At 33.4% G+C, this 16,714-nt stretch carries 16 protein-coding genes; all 16 read right to left on the reverse strand.

The genetic code is table 11. The features are described 5' to 3' along the window. Positions 1–3 precede the first annotated feature (3 nt). The 16 genes from rimI to glmM all read right to left on the reverse strand — a co-directional run bounded on the left by rimI (position 4) and on the right by glmM (position 16,367). Positions 4–453, reverse strand: a complete 450-nt coding sequence (gene rimI / locus U472_RS04205; protein WP_068715833.1) for a ribosomal protein S18-alanine N-acetyltransferase — start codon at positions 451–453, stop codon at positions 4–6. A 10-nt stretch (positions 454–463) separates the two neighbouring features. Continuing rightward, on the reverse strand, positions 464–1,162 hold the full coding sequence (gene tsaB / locus U472_RS04210) for a tRNA (adenosine(37)-N6)-threonylcarbamoyltransferase complex dimerization subunit type 1 TsaB (RefSeq protein ID WP_068715835.1): 699 nt from the start codon (positions 1,160–1,162) through the stop codon (positions 464–466). Then, entirely contained in the window at positions 1,140–1,613 is a 474-nt protein-coding gene (tsaE, locus tag U472_RS04215) for a tRNA (adenosine(37)-N6)-threonylcarbamoyltransferase complex ATPase subunit type 1 TsaE (RefSeq protein WP_068715836.1), read from the reverse strand. The genes tsaB and tsaE overlap by 23 nt, the downstream gene beginning before the upstream one ends. A gap of 35 nt (positions 1,614–1,648) precedes the next feature. Next, entirely contained in the window at positions 1,649–1,774 is a 126-nt protein-coding gene (locus U472_RS17365) for a hypothetical protein (RefSeq protein ID WP_281201058.1), read from the reverse strand. 153 nt (positions 1,775–1,927) lie between these two features. After that, entirely contained in the window at positions 1,928–4,252 is a 2,325-nt protein-coding gene (locus U472_RS04220; protein ID WP_068715838.1) for a tetratricopeptide repeat protein, read from the reverse strand. 256 nt (positions 4,253–4,508) lie between these two features. Continuing rightward, positions 4,509–5,678 carry a M20 metallopeptidase family protein gene (locus U472_RS04225; protein WP_068715840.1) on the reverse strand — a complete coding sequence of 390 codons (1,170 nt, stop codon included), beginning with the start codon at positions 5,676–5,678 and terminating at the stop codon, positions 4,509–4,511. Between the two features lie 177 nt (positions 5,679–5,855). After that, complete coding sequence (locus tag U472_RS04230) at positions 5,856–6,206, reverse strand: type II toxin-antitoxin system PemK/MazF family toxin (RefSeq protein ID WP_068715842.1); 351 nt, start codon at positions 6,204–6,206, stop codon at positions 5,856–5,858. A gap of 1 nt (position 6,207) precedes the next feature. After that, on the reverse strand, positions 6,208–6,486 hold the full coding sequence (locus U472_RS04235; RefSeq protein WP_245684735.1) for a CopG family ribbon-helix-helix protein: 279 nt from the start codon (positions 6,484–6,486) through the stop codon (positions 6,208–6,210). A 182-nt stretch (positions 6,487–6,668) separates the two neighbouring features. Continuing rightward, positions 6,669–6,833: a hypothetical protein gene (locus tag U472_RS16730; RefSeq protein ID WP_172431909.1), complete on the reverse strand. Its 165-nt coding sequence runs from the start codon at positions 6,831–6,833 to the stop codon at positions 6,669–6,671. Positions 6,834–6,969: 136 nt separating this feature from the next. After that, positions 6,970–9,210 (reverse strand): IGHMBP2 family helicase, encoded by a 2,241-nt coding sequence (locus U472_RS04240; RefSeq protein ID WP_068715844.1) that lies wholly within the window; start codon positions 9,208–9,210, stop codon positions 6,970–6,972. 138 nt (positions 9,211–9,348) lie between these two features. Then, a complete protein-coding gene (locus U472_RS04245) occupies positions 9,349–9,804 on the reverse strand; it encodes a CBS domain-containing protein (protein ID WP_068715845.1) in 456 nt (151 codons plus the stop codon). Positions 9,805–9,858: 54 nt separating this feature from the next. Further along, positions 9,859–11,412, reverse strand: a complete 1,554-nt coding sequence (locus tag U472_RS04250; RefSeq protein WP_068715847.1) for a bifunctional ADP-dependent NAD(P)H-hydrate dehydratase/NAD(P)H-hydrate epimerase — start codon at positions 11,410–11,412, stop codon at positions 9,859–9,861. A gap of 108 nt (positions 11,413–11,520) precedes the next feature. Continuing rightward, a complete protein-coding gene (gene acpS, locus U472_RS04255) occupies positions 11,521–11,889 on the reverse strand; it encodes a holo-ACP synthase (protein WP_068715849.1) in 369 nt (122 codons plus the stop codon). 400 nt (positions 11,890–12,289) lie between these two features. Continuing rightward, positions 12,290–12,805, reverse strand: coding sequence for a hypothetical protein (locus U472_RS04260; RefSeq protein WP_141677935.1), 516 nt, complete (start codon positions 12,803–12,805; stop codon positions 12,290–12,292). A 138-nt stretch (positions 12,806–12,943) separates the two neighbouring features. Beyond that, positions 12,944–14,767 carry a glutamine--fructose-6-phosphate transaminase (isomerizing) gene (gene glmS / locus U472_RS04265; RefSeq protein WP_068715853.1) on the reverse strand — a complete coding sequence of 608 codons (1,824 nt, stop codon included), beginning with the start codon at positions 14,765–14,767 and terminating at the stop codon, positions 12,944–12,946. A gap of 262 nt (positions 14,768–15,029) precedes the next feature. Next, positions 15,030–16,367 (reverse strand): phosphoglucosamine mutase, encoded by a 1,338-nt coding sequence (gene glmM, locus U472_RS04270; protein ID WP_068715855.1) that lies wholly within the window; start codon positions 16,365–16,367, stop codon positions 15,030–15,032. Positions 16,368–16,714 lie beyond the last annotated feature (347 nt).

Genomic DNA, 16,714 nt, shown 5'->3' on the forward strand with positions numbered 1-16,714 from the left:
CACTTAAAGTTGTTTCCACATAATCACTGCATCTTCTTTATTATCACTGTAATAATTCTTGCGTACTCCAACCTCTACAAAGCCTTCCTGAAGGTATAATTTTTTTGCTTTATGATTAGAGACTCTCACCTCTAAAGTGGCTTTATTAATCTGATTCTCCCTAACATCCTTAAATAATTCCTCTAATATCAAAGTGGCTATTCCCTGCCTTCTATACTCTTTAGCAACAGCTAAGGTGGTAATATGGGCCTCCTCAAAGATTAGCCAAGCCCCGATATAAGCTACTAATTTATCACCTATACTAGCCACTAGATAATATGCATACTGATTTTTCAATTCACTCATAAAAGCATTTTTAGACCATGGACTACTGAAGGATTCTTCTTCAATCATCAATATATCTTGGATATCAGCAGTTACCATTGGTCTAATCTCTAAATTATTCAACTCCAATTACATCCTCTCACTTATTATACTTCTTCTCCCATTGAATCTCTGCTTGTGAACGCTTAAGATAATTAGGCGTTAAGGTAAATAGATTATCCTCTTTACCTGCAAGTAACCTCTTTAGAGATAGCTCACCTATAATTGAAGCCTTAGGTAAGTTGAAGCTAGAACTCACAAATCTAGGTTCCTTAACCTCTTCCATGATTTTATCTCTATACTTATTGGCTACCTCTCCAATAAAATAAATATCTTCCTCTATATCAACTAACTCTTTTAGCAAATCATCAATTGCAATTAAAGACTCCTGGCTCTCTGCTTCTAAGTACCCTTTACCTTTATATAAGACCGTAAAAACCCTATCTCTTCTACCATCTATCATTGGACATAGATAGGCAGAAGTATACTTTAGATTATATGCCATAGCCTCTAAAGTAGAGATACCTATAATAGGTATCTTCAATGACTGAGCTAGAGTCTTAGCAGTAGTTAGACCAATTCTGATTCCAGTAAAAGAACCAGGTCCTAATCCTACACCAACCCCTTCTAAATCTTTAGGTTCATAACCCGAACCCTCTAATAAGTTGACTAATTGAGGCATCAATCGCTGAGAATGAGTATCAGTTAAATTCAATAACTCTTCACCTATCAAACCATCTTCAGAAATTAAGGCTATACTTCCTGTATTTGTAGAACTATCGATTGCTAACGTCAACATCTTTTTTCAACTCCGCCATCAATTCAATAAATTTATTTGCTTGGGGGATGATCCGAATCTCCCTGTCAGTTCCTTCTCCCCTCAAATTAATATCTAAATATTGGTCAGGCATCAATGAGCCTGATTTATCAGGCCATTCAATAATAGTAACACCATCACCATATAAGTAATCTTCAAATCCTAAATCAAACAATTCATCCTCTCGGCGAATACGATAAAGATCCATATGGTTAACCTTATACTTACCTCTGTATTCATTGACAATAGTATAAGTTGGACTAGTGATATCACCTTTAACCCCTAACCCTGCACAAATTCCTTTAGCTAAGCTAGTCTTGCCAGCTCCTAAATCCCCTTGTAAACAAACAATATCTCCAGGTGCTAATTTCTTTCCTAATTCTTCTCCTACCTTGAAGGTTTCCTCGGGATTGCTTGTATTAATCTTAATCATTATTAAATTCCACCTCTTTATTTATTATATTATAATTAACTTACTATATTGCTATCCAATAGATCATAAAAACTATCTAAAATCTCCTCTATCTGTCTAATAGATAACAACTTTATAATAACTTCATTCTCCACATATGTTTTTTTTCCTTCACTTTTCATCTAGTCTATCCTAATAAAAGATAGCTTATTTAATTCTAACGGAATACTACCCTAGATAATATCATTAATTAACTATCAAATACAAGTAGATTTACTATAAATTTATCCAAATAAAAATTAGCTACTAGCTATTAATAGCTAGTAGCTAAAGGTTTAAAACCTATTCATGTCTTCTATATGAATTAATAAATCCTTTAATAGTTTAAGTTCTTCTCCTTCTAACACAGATTTAGCCATCTCTAATTGTAGATTATCCTCTCTAATTGCACTGATAAGACCTACATAAAAGTATGGTAATTTATAATCATAATTTTCAAAGATAGATTCTCTGTACCTAAATAAAGCCTCAATCAACTTACCTTGTTGGCGTAACCTATCACCTTTGATACGATTGATTCTTCCTGGTACATAGATATCTTTATATTCCTTCTGTAAACTACTTACTCTATCAATTAATTCTAATATCTCTGCCCCTATAGTCCCTTCTTCTATCTCTGCTATCTTTTCTGCTTCTTGCCTAGCCAAATCAAGATGATCAACCATTAGATAAGCTAAAGCCAGATTATAATGATTCTCTACATTATCTTGTCGGTCCAGTGCTAGTTTAAAATAAGAGATAGCCTTCTCTAAATCTCCAGCTGAAAACTTATACTTACCCAATAATTGGTATATTTTCATTTGAGAGTCAATCTCTAATAGTTGATCTAACTTATTTAATTTCTTTTGGTCTTCTTCCTCAAAGTAGATATACCCTAAACGTCTATAAATCTCCTCTATCTCTTCATCTGTTAATAGACCTTCTTTTTTCAATGCAGAATGATAGATATCAATTGCTGAATCAAGGTCATACTGCTTCACTATATCTCCTATCTGTAAATAGAATTCTCCAAAACTATTCTCTTCTAAAATCTTATTAAAGATATCTAAGCCTCTTTCTCTATCCCCAGTAGCTAAGTAACTTTCTGCCACTTTAAATTTCAAATTCAAATTACCTGCACTTCTACTTTGCAGAACTTTATACTCTTTTAAAGCCAATTCATACTTTCCTTCTTCAAAATAAAAGTCAGCCAAACGCCTTTGATTTTCTAAGGAATCATCTAAGTAGACGATATATTCATATAATTCCTCAGCCTTATTATCTTTATCTATCTTGTCATAAAATTGAGCCAGTTTGATGTAAACCCAAGTATCCTCAGGAGCTAACTCAACTGCTTTAGAATAGACTTGATAAGCCTTAAATTCTTCACCTTTTTCAAGATATATATCAGCTAAATAGATTCTATAGCTCTTATTTTTAGGTTCTAACTTAACTAATTTCTCTGCTACACCTTCAGCCCGCTCTAGCATATATTTGCCAGATTCTTCAGCTAAATTACTATAGACCCAGAATAGCTTTTCTAAATAAAGAGTGTTCTTCGGATCTAAATCGACTGCCTTTTCTAAAGAATGACGAGCATTATCAATTCTACCTAACTGTAACTGTACCTCACCTAATAGATAGTTTAGCTCTGCATCATTATAAGCTGATTGCAGCGCTACTCTAACTTCACCTAAAGCCTCTCTATATTTTCCTTGCATTTGATATATCTCTACTAGCTTCTTTCTATACTCTATACTATCTTTTGTCCTAATAGCATTCTGTAAACTGTTGACAGCTTCTTCTAAATTACCATCTTTCACATATAAATCACTCAATAGCCAATGCAACTTATCATTATCCCGTTGCTCTTTTATCTTCTCTTTAAGCTGCTTAATTTTAGTCTGATAATCTGTATCAAAACCTTTAGCAAAATCAAATTCAGTCAACCCAACATTAATACCCCAGTTTTGATAAATAACCTCCATTAATAGCCTTCCTCTACCATCACTAACCACTATCTTGGCTGGTAACCAGATATTAGAATCAAATAAACTAATATCTCTATAATTAATAGTAGCCAACCTAATATTAGCCCCATTAAAGATTTCGATTTTAGAGATAGTCTTATACTCTTTATCCACAAATATTCTTTGCATTGCAAGCATATTCTCTAATTGGATAATATAAACTTCCCGCTCACCATCAATAGATTCACCTAATAATTCTACATTATATAAATTACTAAGCTTATCTAAGGGTTCTTGGTAATCTAATTGCCCTTCTAAAGGTAGGGAGTTCTTTAAAATATTATAATTTGGAGGCAAATAAATCCAGGGAATAGAGTTTAATAATTTATTCTCTTCTGATTCTAATTGACTATTATCACTTAAATTATTACTCATAAACCTAGTTTTAGATTTCATCACTTGTGTGCGATAATCAATTACTTCTTCACCTAAATATAGTTTAGATACAATTGTCCCTTTAAAGTCTTCTACTTGCTCTAATTGAGATATTACATCTGCTAACAAACTCTTAGCAGATATCTCTTCTGCTTCAATTGGACTCGAAGATAATACTGCTATAACTAAAACAAAAGCCAACAAATATCTCTTCAACTTCATAACCTCCTTCTTCCAAATTGCTATGTTAAGACAGTGATAAGTAACTAGTAATAAGTCAATAGCAAATAGCTTTACTAATTACCTACCACTAGCTACTAAATGCTGTATTAATCATCTTAGTCAATATTTAGCTATATATTCCGTAATTTTCACTAGAAAATTTAATATTCTTCAACTTATTTAAACTCTATAATAATTATCAAATCTTCTAAAGTCAGTATCTAATTGATATATTCTATAAATAGTGGCATTACTCCTCTATTCTATTTAAAGTAATATAGACAAAAAGTGCCACCCCTATCTTTAATGCTTTTTCATCAAAATTAAATTTAGGATGATGCCCAGGATAATAATCTTCCTGAGGGTCTGCAGCCCCTAATCTAAAAAAGATACCAGGAACTTCTTTTAAGTAATAAGCAAAATCTTCCGCCCCCATTGAAGATCTTAAGATATACTTAATATCGTCAACATAGGGTATTGAACCTATAGCCCCTTTAACCTCCTGTACTAATTCTGTAGAATTAATTAATACTGGATAACCAAACCTATAATCAAGCTCATAATCAGACCTCTGACTTAGGGTAATGCCTTTGATAATCTGTTCTATCATTTCAGGCATCATCTTCCTTAAATCTGGGTCAGTTGTCCGAACCGTTCCTGTTACCTTCACTTCATCAGCAATAACATTTCTTTTATATCCACCATTAATAGTCCCTAAACTTATTACCGCTGATTTCTGGGGATTAATCTGCCTACTAATAACAGTCTGTAAAGCCGTTATTACTTGGCTTGCAGTAATAATTGCATCTACTCCCTGATGTGGTGCTGCAGCATGTCCTCCCTTCCCTTTGATTAGTATATCGATTTCATCAGCTGCTGCTGACCCTACCTTAGGTTGTATCCCTATAGTCCCAGTAGGAAGTGACTCCTCTATATGTAGTCCAAAGATATTATCAACCTTTGGTCCTTCTAAAACTCCTGCCTCAATTAAGGGGAAAGCCCCCCCTGGTCCTTCTTCAGCTGGTTGAAAGATAAATTTAACCTTTCCCTTTAACCTATCTCTAAACTTACTCAATACCTTAGCTACTCCCAATAGTATTGCAGTATGTCCATCATGTCCACAAGCATGCATTATACCTTTAACCTTCGACTTGTAACTAACTTCAGTCTTCTCTTCAATCGGTAAAGCATCAATATCAGCCCTTAAGGCAATCACCGGTCCTTCTCCACAATCCAACAGAGCAACTACTCCTGTTTTAGCTAGCCTATCAACCTTTATGTCTAATTCCTCTAAAAAATCAACTATCTTTTGAGAAGTCCTATGCTCTTCAAAGCCTACCTCAGGGTATTGATGGATATCCCTTCTAATTGAAATCAATTCCTCTTCTATCTCTTCAATATATTTAATAATCTCATCCATACTCTCACTTCCTTAAGTAATTTGAGTTTAAGTTTGAGATTTACTTAAATATAAAGTTTTTATTTCTCTTTAGACTTAACCTCAAACTTAATTTATATATATTACTTAAGGAAGAGAAAGATAACAAAAAATAATTTTAGCTAAGTAATTTAAATTACTTAGCTACAGAATTGAGTTCTATAATTCAACTAGACCAATACTAATCTCTAGTGCTTTATTTACTTCCTCTACTATCCTATCGCCGAGATGAGTTACATGTCTTTTTAAACGTTTCTTATCTATAGTCCTAATCTGTTCTAATAAAATAACTGAGTCTCTATCTAAACTAGAGGTCGTTGCATCAATTTCTACATGGGTAGGAAGCTTTGCTTTATCAATTTTAGAAGTAATTGCTGCAATAATTACTGTAGGACTATATTTATTTCCGATATCATTCTGAATTACCAATACAGGTCTAATCCCCCCTTGCTCTGAACCAACAACAGGGTTCAAATCTGCATAGTAAACATCACCTCGTTTAATTGTCAATTTAATCACACTCCGCTAATCTAGCCTCATAATTAAAAAAGGTGTTATTCTCAACCATAAAGCATTCTGTTGCTATACAAAGATTTATTTTAGCCATCTCTAAATACCCCTGCTTCATCTCATCTCGAAATTTACTTGTGCGTAATTGATTAACATAGATCTCCATAGCATCACTAATAAATTGACTACGATCTTGATTATCCTCTTTAATGAAGCCATCGATTTCTTGCAATAAATTATTAGGCAAACTGATCATAACTTTCTTTAAATTAGTAGTCAAAAAGAACACCTCCAAGTTGTAGCTCAAACTTACATTAATATATGTTTAATAATTTTATAACGTGTATAAATTTTATGATTACACAGGGATAAAAAAATAATCTATATCCTAGTTTTTACAATTCTCTGCAATTTATACATTTTAATGAATAAAAAGAGACGCTATTAACGTCTCCATATATTCTAAAAATATTGATAAGCCTCTCTATCTGCTGGCAATCCCTCTTGGGCCAATTTTAAATTTATCTCTGCCATTTGGCAATAGCCTCTTTTTAATCTCTCTTTTAATTTCTCTCTATCTTCTACCTTACTATAAACTCTTCTTTTTAGGAATTGGCTTTGACCCATAGTATTTTATCACCTCATAATAAGTTATAACTATACAAAAAGCCACTAAAGTAATTATATATTTTTATAAGCCAGATGTCAATAGAGGGGAAAACTTATTAATCGATTTGGACAAGTAATTTATACCAAATCACCTTTACAATTTGTAGTAATATCCATTAGATTTAACATATTCTATTAACTTACTATAAATTGAATTGTTGGATATAGTAACAGAATCTCCAATAATGATCAACCTTCTTTTGGCTCTAGTGACAGAGACATTTAACCTTCTAATATCCTTTAAAAAACCAGTATTACCTTTAAGATTACTTCTTACTAGAGATAAGATAACTACCTCTTTCTCTCTACCTTGAAAGCCATCTATAGTATTTACTTCTATCTCTTCTCCTTTTAGTAACTTCTTAACCAAATCAACTTGAGCTTTATAAGGAGAAATTAGAGCAATCTCACTGACATCAATCCCAGCACTAATCCCATGTTTAATAATCTCCACACTCAACTCTGCTTCAATTCTATTATAGATAGACTTGGAATCTTTTTTAGATCTTTCAGGTGCTTCCATCCCTTGCGTATCAAAGAATATAATCCCTTCTTGACGGTTAAAAGCCTGCTCTGCTGGAGAATTTCCTGCCGAAATAGTGATATTTAAATCTTTAAGATTGATATCCTTTATCTCAGAAGCTACTACCAAATTACCATTATAAAACTCTTGACTAGCAAAATTCATTATCTGCTCATTCATTCTATACTGGGTATTTAACATTACCTTAATCTCAGAACCATAAATCTCTAATAACCTCTCAAATAAAGATTCTGCCAGACCTTCATTTTTAGCCTTTTGATTTAGTATAGTCGGAGGTAACTGTTTATGGTCACCAACTAAGATAACTTTATCTGCTTTAACAAAGGGTATCAACGTAGAAGGCTCTGTAGCTTGAGTAGCCTCATCTACTAATAGTAAATCAAAGACTTCTGCTTCTAAAACTTCAGAACCTGCTGTAGAGTTGGTAGCACAGACTACCTCAGCTTCACCAATTAGTTCTCTAACTGCTTCCTCCTCTAATCTATCAACCTTTTTAAATAGCCTATCAATTTTATCCTGTAGCTTCAGCCATTCCCCCATCTCTTTAATCTTATGAGGAGAAATTCCTCTACTCCCTCGACCTTGCTTAGCTAAAGATTTTATTTCATTATTACTCATTCCTCTTCTCCATCTGCCGCTAGGATGGATATACTTTTTCTGCTCTTCTAGAACCTTATAGGCTTTCTCTCTAACTTGCTTGGCCTTCTGATATTTAGGATGCTCATCGATTAAACAATCTAAAGTATGCTCCCTTAAAAGAGGTGTTACTCTAGCAGGATGGCCAACTCTTAATACCTTCCTACCTCTCTTGACCAATCGCTCTACCAAATTATCTACAGCAGTATTGGAATCTGCTGTAGCCAAGATACTTTTATCCTGCTCAATACTCTGCTCTAAAATTTCAATTGCAGTTACTGTCTTTCCTGTTCCAGGAGGTCCATGGACTAAAAATAAATCTTTTGCTGCTAAAGCAGCTTTTACTGCCTCTTGTTGTGATGAGTCTAGGAGCTTATTTTTGAAGTTTATAGAGATATCTTCTCCAAATTCTAATCTTTCTAATCCTACTATTTTATCCCTTAACTCTGCCAACCTACCTTGAGCAGATTTTAATCTACCCAAAGCATCTAACATTCTTTGAAAAGTAATATCATTAACATATAAATCTAACCTTAAGCCTTTATTATAAATAAACTTAGGTGGTTTCTTATCAAAAACTACAGTTATGGCATAATTACTCATCTCTACTACTGTTCCTGTAGGATTATCTTTAGCTAAGGGGTTACCTTTACTAATCATCACCAGATCACCAACACTAATTTGCGTATCAGGTAGTGTCTCTCCCCTTTTCTGTCTAATAAACTTAACTAGGAACTTTCCAGCAAATCCTTGCCCTTGGTCTCTACCTCTTAAATGTAGGATAGCTCGTCCTTTCTTCTCTCTTTGACGTCCAGTTAGATTCTTAATCTCTAACTCTTGAACTCTCATCTCTTCTTTACGTTCTAATTGGACTAAATATCTATATTTGCTTACATAATCATCTATATACCTTAATCTATCCATAAAATTATTATCAATCTCTACTCTAACATTCTTACCTGCTATCTTATTATTGTTCATCACATCTGCTACTTTTTTAGCAACACTATCCTTTATCTCTACAAGAGCAATCTTATCATGAAAGTCAATCTTTCCAATTTGACTAGATTCTATCTTAGCCTCATTAATAAAAGCCCCTACTATATCACCAGGTCCAGTACCTCTAGCCAAATCTCTAATAACTAAATTAACCATAATATAAACTTAACACTCCTCTCATAAGAAAATACACCCTTAAGGGTGTATTTACATTAATGAGTATAGCAAAAAAGTTTATAATCGTCAAAAATCTATCAAATCTACTATACATTTATTTAATTTTTATACTCAGACTTAATCTAATAATCCTTCACCAATACATCTAACAATATCTCCACGGCTTACAATACCAACTAATTTACCATCTTCAACTACAGGAACACGATTGACCCCATCCTCAGTCAAGATAGTAGCTATCTCTTCTACCTCAGTATCAGGAGTAACAGTTATTACATCTGCTGTCATAATATCTTTTACTTGAACTCCAACCATCTTCTTAAAGTCCTTTTCGAACTTCTCCAAACTATCCAAATAGAAGACACTATCCAAGAAGTAAACATAGTTAGGAAATTGTAACTTCTTATCTCGAGTAATCAAATCACCCTCACTAACAATCCCTATTAATTTACCATCTTCCAAAACCGGAACTCCACTAATCTTATTATCTGTTAAAATTTTAGCTACCTCTTTTACAGTCTGTTCAGGTCTTACTGAAACCACTTCTTCAGTCATGATATCTTTAGCTAACATATTATCCCCTCCTTGAATTAGTAAATAGTGAGCAGTAAGTAGCAAAGGATTATTTTACTTATCACTCCTTACTGCCTTCAATGATTGTGGTAAATAATCTATTATATCACTTGGCAATAAAGAATACTCTGTCAAATCCTCTGCTGCCAAGTCAGCAGCTAAACCATGTAAATATACACCTATAATAGTAGCAGATACTTCATCAATCCCTTGGACAAGTAACCCTGAGATTAACCCTGTCAAGACATCTCCACTACCACCAGTAGCCAGACCAGAATTACCGGTATGGTTGATATAAATTTGCCCTTGAGGAGTAGCTATTATAGTCCTAGCCCCCTTCAAAACTAAGGTAACATTATAATCTCTAGCAAAATTCTTAGCTACCTCAATAGGGTTATCTCTGATTATTTCAATTGACTTATTGATTAGCCTAGATAATTCCCCTGGATGAGGAGTCAAAATTGTAGGAGCACCTCTTCCTTTTAGAATATTTAAATCAGAAATTACATTAAGTCCATCAGCATCAACCACCATAGGTTTATCAGTCTTTTCAAGAAGGTGGTTGAGTATATAACTAATCTCATCATTAGCAGTTAACCCTGGTCCAATTGCTAATACATCTCTATCATTTAGTAACCTTTTAATCTCAATTACCGATTCCCTTGATAGAACCCCTTCTTTACTTTCGCCTAAAGGATAGGTCATCGCTTCTGTCAATTTGTTCTCTAGAATAGGGTTCAAGCTTCTTGGAGTACCTAGTGTTACTAGACCAGCCCCTATTCTCAAGCTTGCCTGGGTAGCCAAAGTAGCTGCTCCAGTCATTCCAGTTGAGCCAGCTACTAATAAGAGTTTACCATAACTTCCTTTATGACTATCGGCTGCTCTTATAGGGAGTAATTTATTAACCAATTCAGAAGTGATTAAATCTATCTTAAAATCTTGCTTATCAATCACCATCTGAGGAATCCCAATATCTACAACCTTTAAATCACCTACAAAATCTGCTCCAGGGTACAATATAGTTCCTATCTTTGGTAGAGCAAAGGTGATGGTCTCTTGAGCTTCAATAGCTATATCAGCAACTCTTCCTGTATCTGCTTCTACACCTGAAGGAATATCCACTGCAATTACAGAAGTGGGCGAGTTATTCACCAAAGTAATTAGTTTAGGGTATAATCCTCTAAGCTCCCCTTTAATTCCTGTTCCTAATAGAGCATCTACTATTAAATCGGCCTTATCTAAAGTACCTTTTAATGCTAATGTCTCTTCCTTACTGATTATTTCCTGTACTTCAATCCCTAACTTATCTAAAATTTCTAAATTAACTTTGGCATCTTCACTAGTATCTTCTTTCTTACCTAGCAGAATAGTCTTTACTCCAATACCATGCTCTATTAGTAACCTGCTAATAACAAAACCGTCTCCACCATTATTACCTTTACCTGCTAAAATAATGACCTGCTTATCTTTTAAATCACCCAAAAATTCTATAATAGCTTGGGCAACCTCTTTACCTGCATTCTCCATCAGGACTAGACCAGAGATTCCAATTTCTTCAATACTATATCTGTCAACCTCTTTCATCTCAGCTCCTGTTACTAATTTCACCTGATTCACCTCCAATAAAAGCAATTCACAATTGGCAATTTACACTATAAAATTAAAAGAATTAATTATCTAAATGATTATAACTATTTAATAATTGGCAACTGTTTATTATTTCACTACTGCATTTGCAACTGCATAATCTCTACTATGAGAGATACTAATTATAATCTCTGTTATCCCTAGTTCTTTAGCAAGATTATTGGCTTGATTATGCAATCTTACCTTAGGTTTTCCTAATTCATCTTTAATTATCTCTATATCCTGCCATTTAAAACCTCTAAACCCTGTTCCCAAAGCCTTAACTATAGCTTCCTTGGCTGCAAAACGACCAGCATAATGAACCCAGGGAGATTTATGTAATTCACAATAAGCAATTTCACTTTCAGTAAAGAACCTATCCTTAAATCTATCTTTACTTAAAATAGCATCTTTAATCCGTTCAATCTCGATAATATCAATCCCTATCCCCTTCATCATCTAGCTCCTTATCTATTATCACCTTATATAAATAACTTCTACAAATTTCCTCTTTCTCCTTGCTCTTATGAAAATTTAATTTACATTAGAATTATATTATAGTTAATTAGCTTTATTAAAATAATATACTTTAAGGATATTGCGATACTATTTACAATTGCGAATTAAAATATTTCAAACCGAAAAAAATTTCTGTTTGACCAAAGCAAAAATTGATCTAAAATTTAAAGTTTAATCAGATTTTGAATAAAGAATCGAGCTAATAATTATTAGTATTATGATTGCTGAATGAGTGGGCTTTGCCACGGATAGAAGTTATATAACCACAGTTATTATCTATTATTTGATATAATAAGAGAAATAATCCCCTGAATTTAAATTCAAGGGATTATTAATAAATCTAAAACTTATAATCAGCAGTTGCCTTTAATTCTCCTCTGTGAACCTTTAAAGAGATATTATGTTTGAGCTTTGCATTTGTAATTTCAGCAGCACGATAAGCATCTAATAGCTCCCATGATTTTGTCCCCACAAATGCTATAGAGGAGATTATACCGAGTATCTCTTTTCTAGAGGGGTCTTTATAATCAAAATCATCATCACTATTGAAGCTTAACATCATTATTATCGCCTCGATTACCTCGGCATATAAAAACTTTCTCCCTCTTTCCCAGTCTCCTGCGTAAGCATGACCTAGAGATGGAATAGTGGCAAGCACTGTTGCCAAACCCTTAGTCTTCTTATTATTTAGATATTCTATTTCAGCTTGATAATTCCATTCTACAGGATAAGAGTTTAACCATTGCCCTTCTTTAAACTCTAGCGTCTTTTCGATATTTATCAGCCCTTTAGCTTCAACTTTTACTCCACTTGTTATAATTAACATTAGACAGATTAGAATCAGATACCTTTTCATTCTATCAATCCTTTCTATTAATTTATAGTCTAATGTTAAATTCAATTTTATTTGATAGTTTTCCTCTTTTTTTATCAGAATTATTATATTTTAGCAAAACAAAAAAACCCTTGAAGAAATCTTCAAGGGTTTAATAATTTATTCTACAGTTACACTCTTAGCTAAATTACGTGGTTGATCAACATCACAACCACGCTCTACAGCTACATAATAAGCTAATAGCTGAGTTGGTACTACTGACAAAATGGCAGTCAATAACTCATCTGTTTTGGGTATTTCAATTCTATAATCTAAATCTTCAACCTCATCTTCACCTTCAAATACAATACCTGTAACAACACCACCACGAGCTTTAACTTCTTTAACATTACTTAAAGTCTTATCAATTACTGATTTTTGAGTTGCTAAAGCAATTACTGGAATTCCTTCTTCGATTAAAGCTAAGGTTCCATGCTTTAACTCACCAGCTGGATAGGCTTCTGCATGAATATAAGAAACCTCTTTTAATTTTAATTGACCTTCTACAGCTACAGCATAATCGATACTTCTTCCAATAAAGAAGGCATGCTCATGGTCAGCATATCCCTTAGATAATTCTTTAATCTCTTCTTCACTATTATTAATAATATCCTCTACCTGATTAGGTAAAGCTTTAAGACCAGCAATCAACCTCTTACTGTCTATATCACTTAACGTATTTTTAGCTCTAGCAAAGTAGATAGCTAACATATAAAAAGACATCAGCATTCCAATATAAGCTTTAGTAGAAGCTACTGCAATCTCTGGCCCTGCTTGTATATAAATAACCTCATCAGCTTCACGGGCAATTGTACTACCAACAACATTACAAATAGCCACTACCTTAGCACCTTTATCCTGAGCTTCTCTTAAGGCTGCTAAAGTATCTGCTGTCTCTCCAGATTGACTAACTACAATTACTAAAGTACTTTCATCTACTAATGGATCTCTATATCTAAATTCCGAAGCAACATCAATCTCTACTGGAATCTTTGCTAGCTTTTCAATAGCATACTTTCCAACCAATCCAGAATTGTAGGCAGTTCCAGCAGCTACAATATAAATTTTATTATAAGAGTCAATATCTTGTGCTGTTAAAGTAAAATCAGTTAACTGTATATCAGTCTCTGTTAGTCTACCAGCAATACATCTTCTTAAAGTCTCTGGTTGTTCATGAATCTCTTTTAACATAAAGTGATCAAATCCTGCTTTTTCTGCCATCCCAGGATCCCAATCGACCTTAAATACATCTTTATCTACTTTTTCTCCTGTTACAGTAGATAATCCTACTCCATCGCGAGTAATTACAGCCATTTCACCATCATCTAAGATATAAACCTCATCAGTATGCTTTAAAATAGCTGGGATATCAGAACCAATAAAGTATTCTCCCTCACCTAAACCTATAATTAAAGGACTATCCTCTCTTACAGTAATTAATTTATCAGGCTCTTCAGAAGATAAGATAGCCAAAGCATAAGCCCCTTCTAATCTGGCAATTGTCTTTCTGACTGCTTCTTCTAAATCACCATCATAATTTTCCTGAATTAAGTTAGGGATAACCTCAGTATCAGTTTCTGACTTAAATTCATATCCTTTACCCTTTAACTCTTCCTTTAACTTCATATAATTCTCAATAATTCCATTATGAACTACTGTAAATTTTCCGTTAGCACTTGTATGGGGATGAGAGTTAGGAGTAGATGGCTTACCATGAGTTGCCCAACGGGTATGACCTATTCCGATACTACCCTTAGGCTCTTCTTTATCAGTTAAATCCTCTAGATTTTCTAATTTACCAACTATCTTAAAAGTATTAATCTGTCCATCATTATATAAAGCAACACCAGCAGAATCATATCCACGATACTCTAACTTCTGTAAACCTTCTACTAAAATTGGACTAGCTTCTTGCTTTCCGATATAACCGACAATTCCACACATATATATTACCTCCCATATATTTAAATTTCAATGTTCAAAATAGCTATTCTTAAATTCCTTTGTCATCAGGATTGCTCCTAACTTTTAAGAATTTAGTTATAGGCTAATAGCTCTAGCCTGAGGGTATCCGCCGAAAGTTCGATAATCCCTCTCCTCGTCAACTCATAATCTATTCCGTCCAATTATGAGTTCGGGCGCTATAATTATAAAGTGAGAGCTAGTTTAAGCTTAAGAACCAAAAATCTTTAACCTCAAACTCAAACTAATTCAGCTCCGCCTCTACTACACCAGCTACCTTATTTACTAACATCTCTATTTGAGAATTATCCTTACCTTCAACCATTACTCTAACTACAGGTTCAGTTCCAGAAGCTCTAACAAAGATTCTACCTTCACCATCTAAATCTGCTTCTACCTCTGCAATAGCCTCTTTGATTATAGAATTATCTTTCCAATTCTTATTAGTTACTCTAACATTGACTAGCAACTGTGGGAATTCAGTCATCTCTTGGCGCAGTTGGGATAAGGTCTTATCTCTTTTCTTGACTACATTAATTAATTGTAATGCAGTTAATACACCATCACCAGTAGTATTATAATCTAAGAAGATAATATGACCTGACTTCTCTCCACCTAAGATATAACCTTTATCCATCATTTCAGTCAAAACATAACGATCACCATTTCCTACAACTGAAACTTTGCCATCTACCTCATTCATAGCTTGCTGTAATCCTAAATTACTATATTTTGTGGCTACTATTGTATTATCTGTTAATTTACCTTCTTTTATTAGTTGACGACCACAAATAGCTAGAATATAATCACCATCAACTAATTGACCTTTTTCATCAACAGCAATCACTCTATCGGCATCACCATCATGAGCAATACCTATATCGGCATTGTTATCTAATACAGCCTTTTGAATAATTTCAGGATGAGTAGAACCACAATCTACATTAATATTCAATCCTGTTGGCTTATTATTAAGAGCAATAACCTCTGCACCCAACTCTTCTAACAATCTAGGTGCTAATTTATAGGCTGCTCCATTAGCAGCATCTACTACTACTTTTAGTCCAGAAAAATCATCATCAACAGTCGACTTAATATAGTCTATATACTCCTCTAAACTATGGTGGATAAACTCTACTTTACCTACCTTATCTCCTGCTGGTACTGGTAACTTATCTAAAGAATTTAAAATAATATCCTCAATCTCATCTTCTTGTTCATCAGATAATTTAAACCCATTACCATTAAAGAATTTAATTCCATTATCTTGAACAGGATTATGGGAAGCCGAAATCATGACACCTGCTGTAACATCCTTATGTTTAGTAAGATATGCAACAACTGGTGTAGGAACTACTCCAACCTTAACTACATCTATACCTAAAGAAGTAATCCCTGCTATTAATGCAGCTTCTAACATATCACCTGAGACTCTAGTATCCTTCCCAATTAATATCTTAGGATTATCTTCCTTCTGTGATAGATAATAAGCCCCTGCTTTACCAATCTTAAAAGCCATTTCAGGTGTTAGAAAAACATTTGCTTCACCACGAACACCATCAGTTCCAAACAACTCTCCCATCTTTTCACCTCCTTCTAACCTATTATATTGTTTAATTTATTAAATGTGACTAACCTAATAGCTAGTCCTTTTTAATTATATGTTATAAAGAAATTAATTTCAACTAAAATTAATATCAATAACTTCAAACTTTTAAAAATTTTTCTTTTTTAGAATTCAAAATAGTAAATTTATCAAGGATAAAATCTATTAAGGTTTATATAAATTATTCCCAATTTATATATTCTATAAACAGAAAAATAGAGATGGATTGACCATCACCTATTTGTAAATCTTCTATTTCTAAAGATAACTTATAATAGGTTTGTGAATCTAAAGTGAAATAAATAAAAAGCATATTTAGCCAC

Source organism: Orenia metallireducens (genome assembly GCF_001693735.1).
GTDB lineage: Bacteria > Bacillota > Halanaerobiia > Halobacteroidales > Halobacteroidaceae > Orenia > Orenia metallireducens.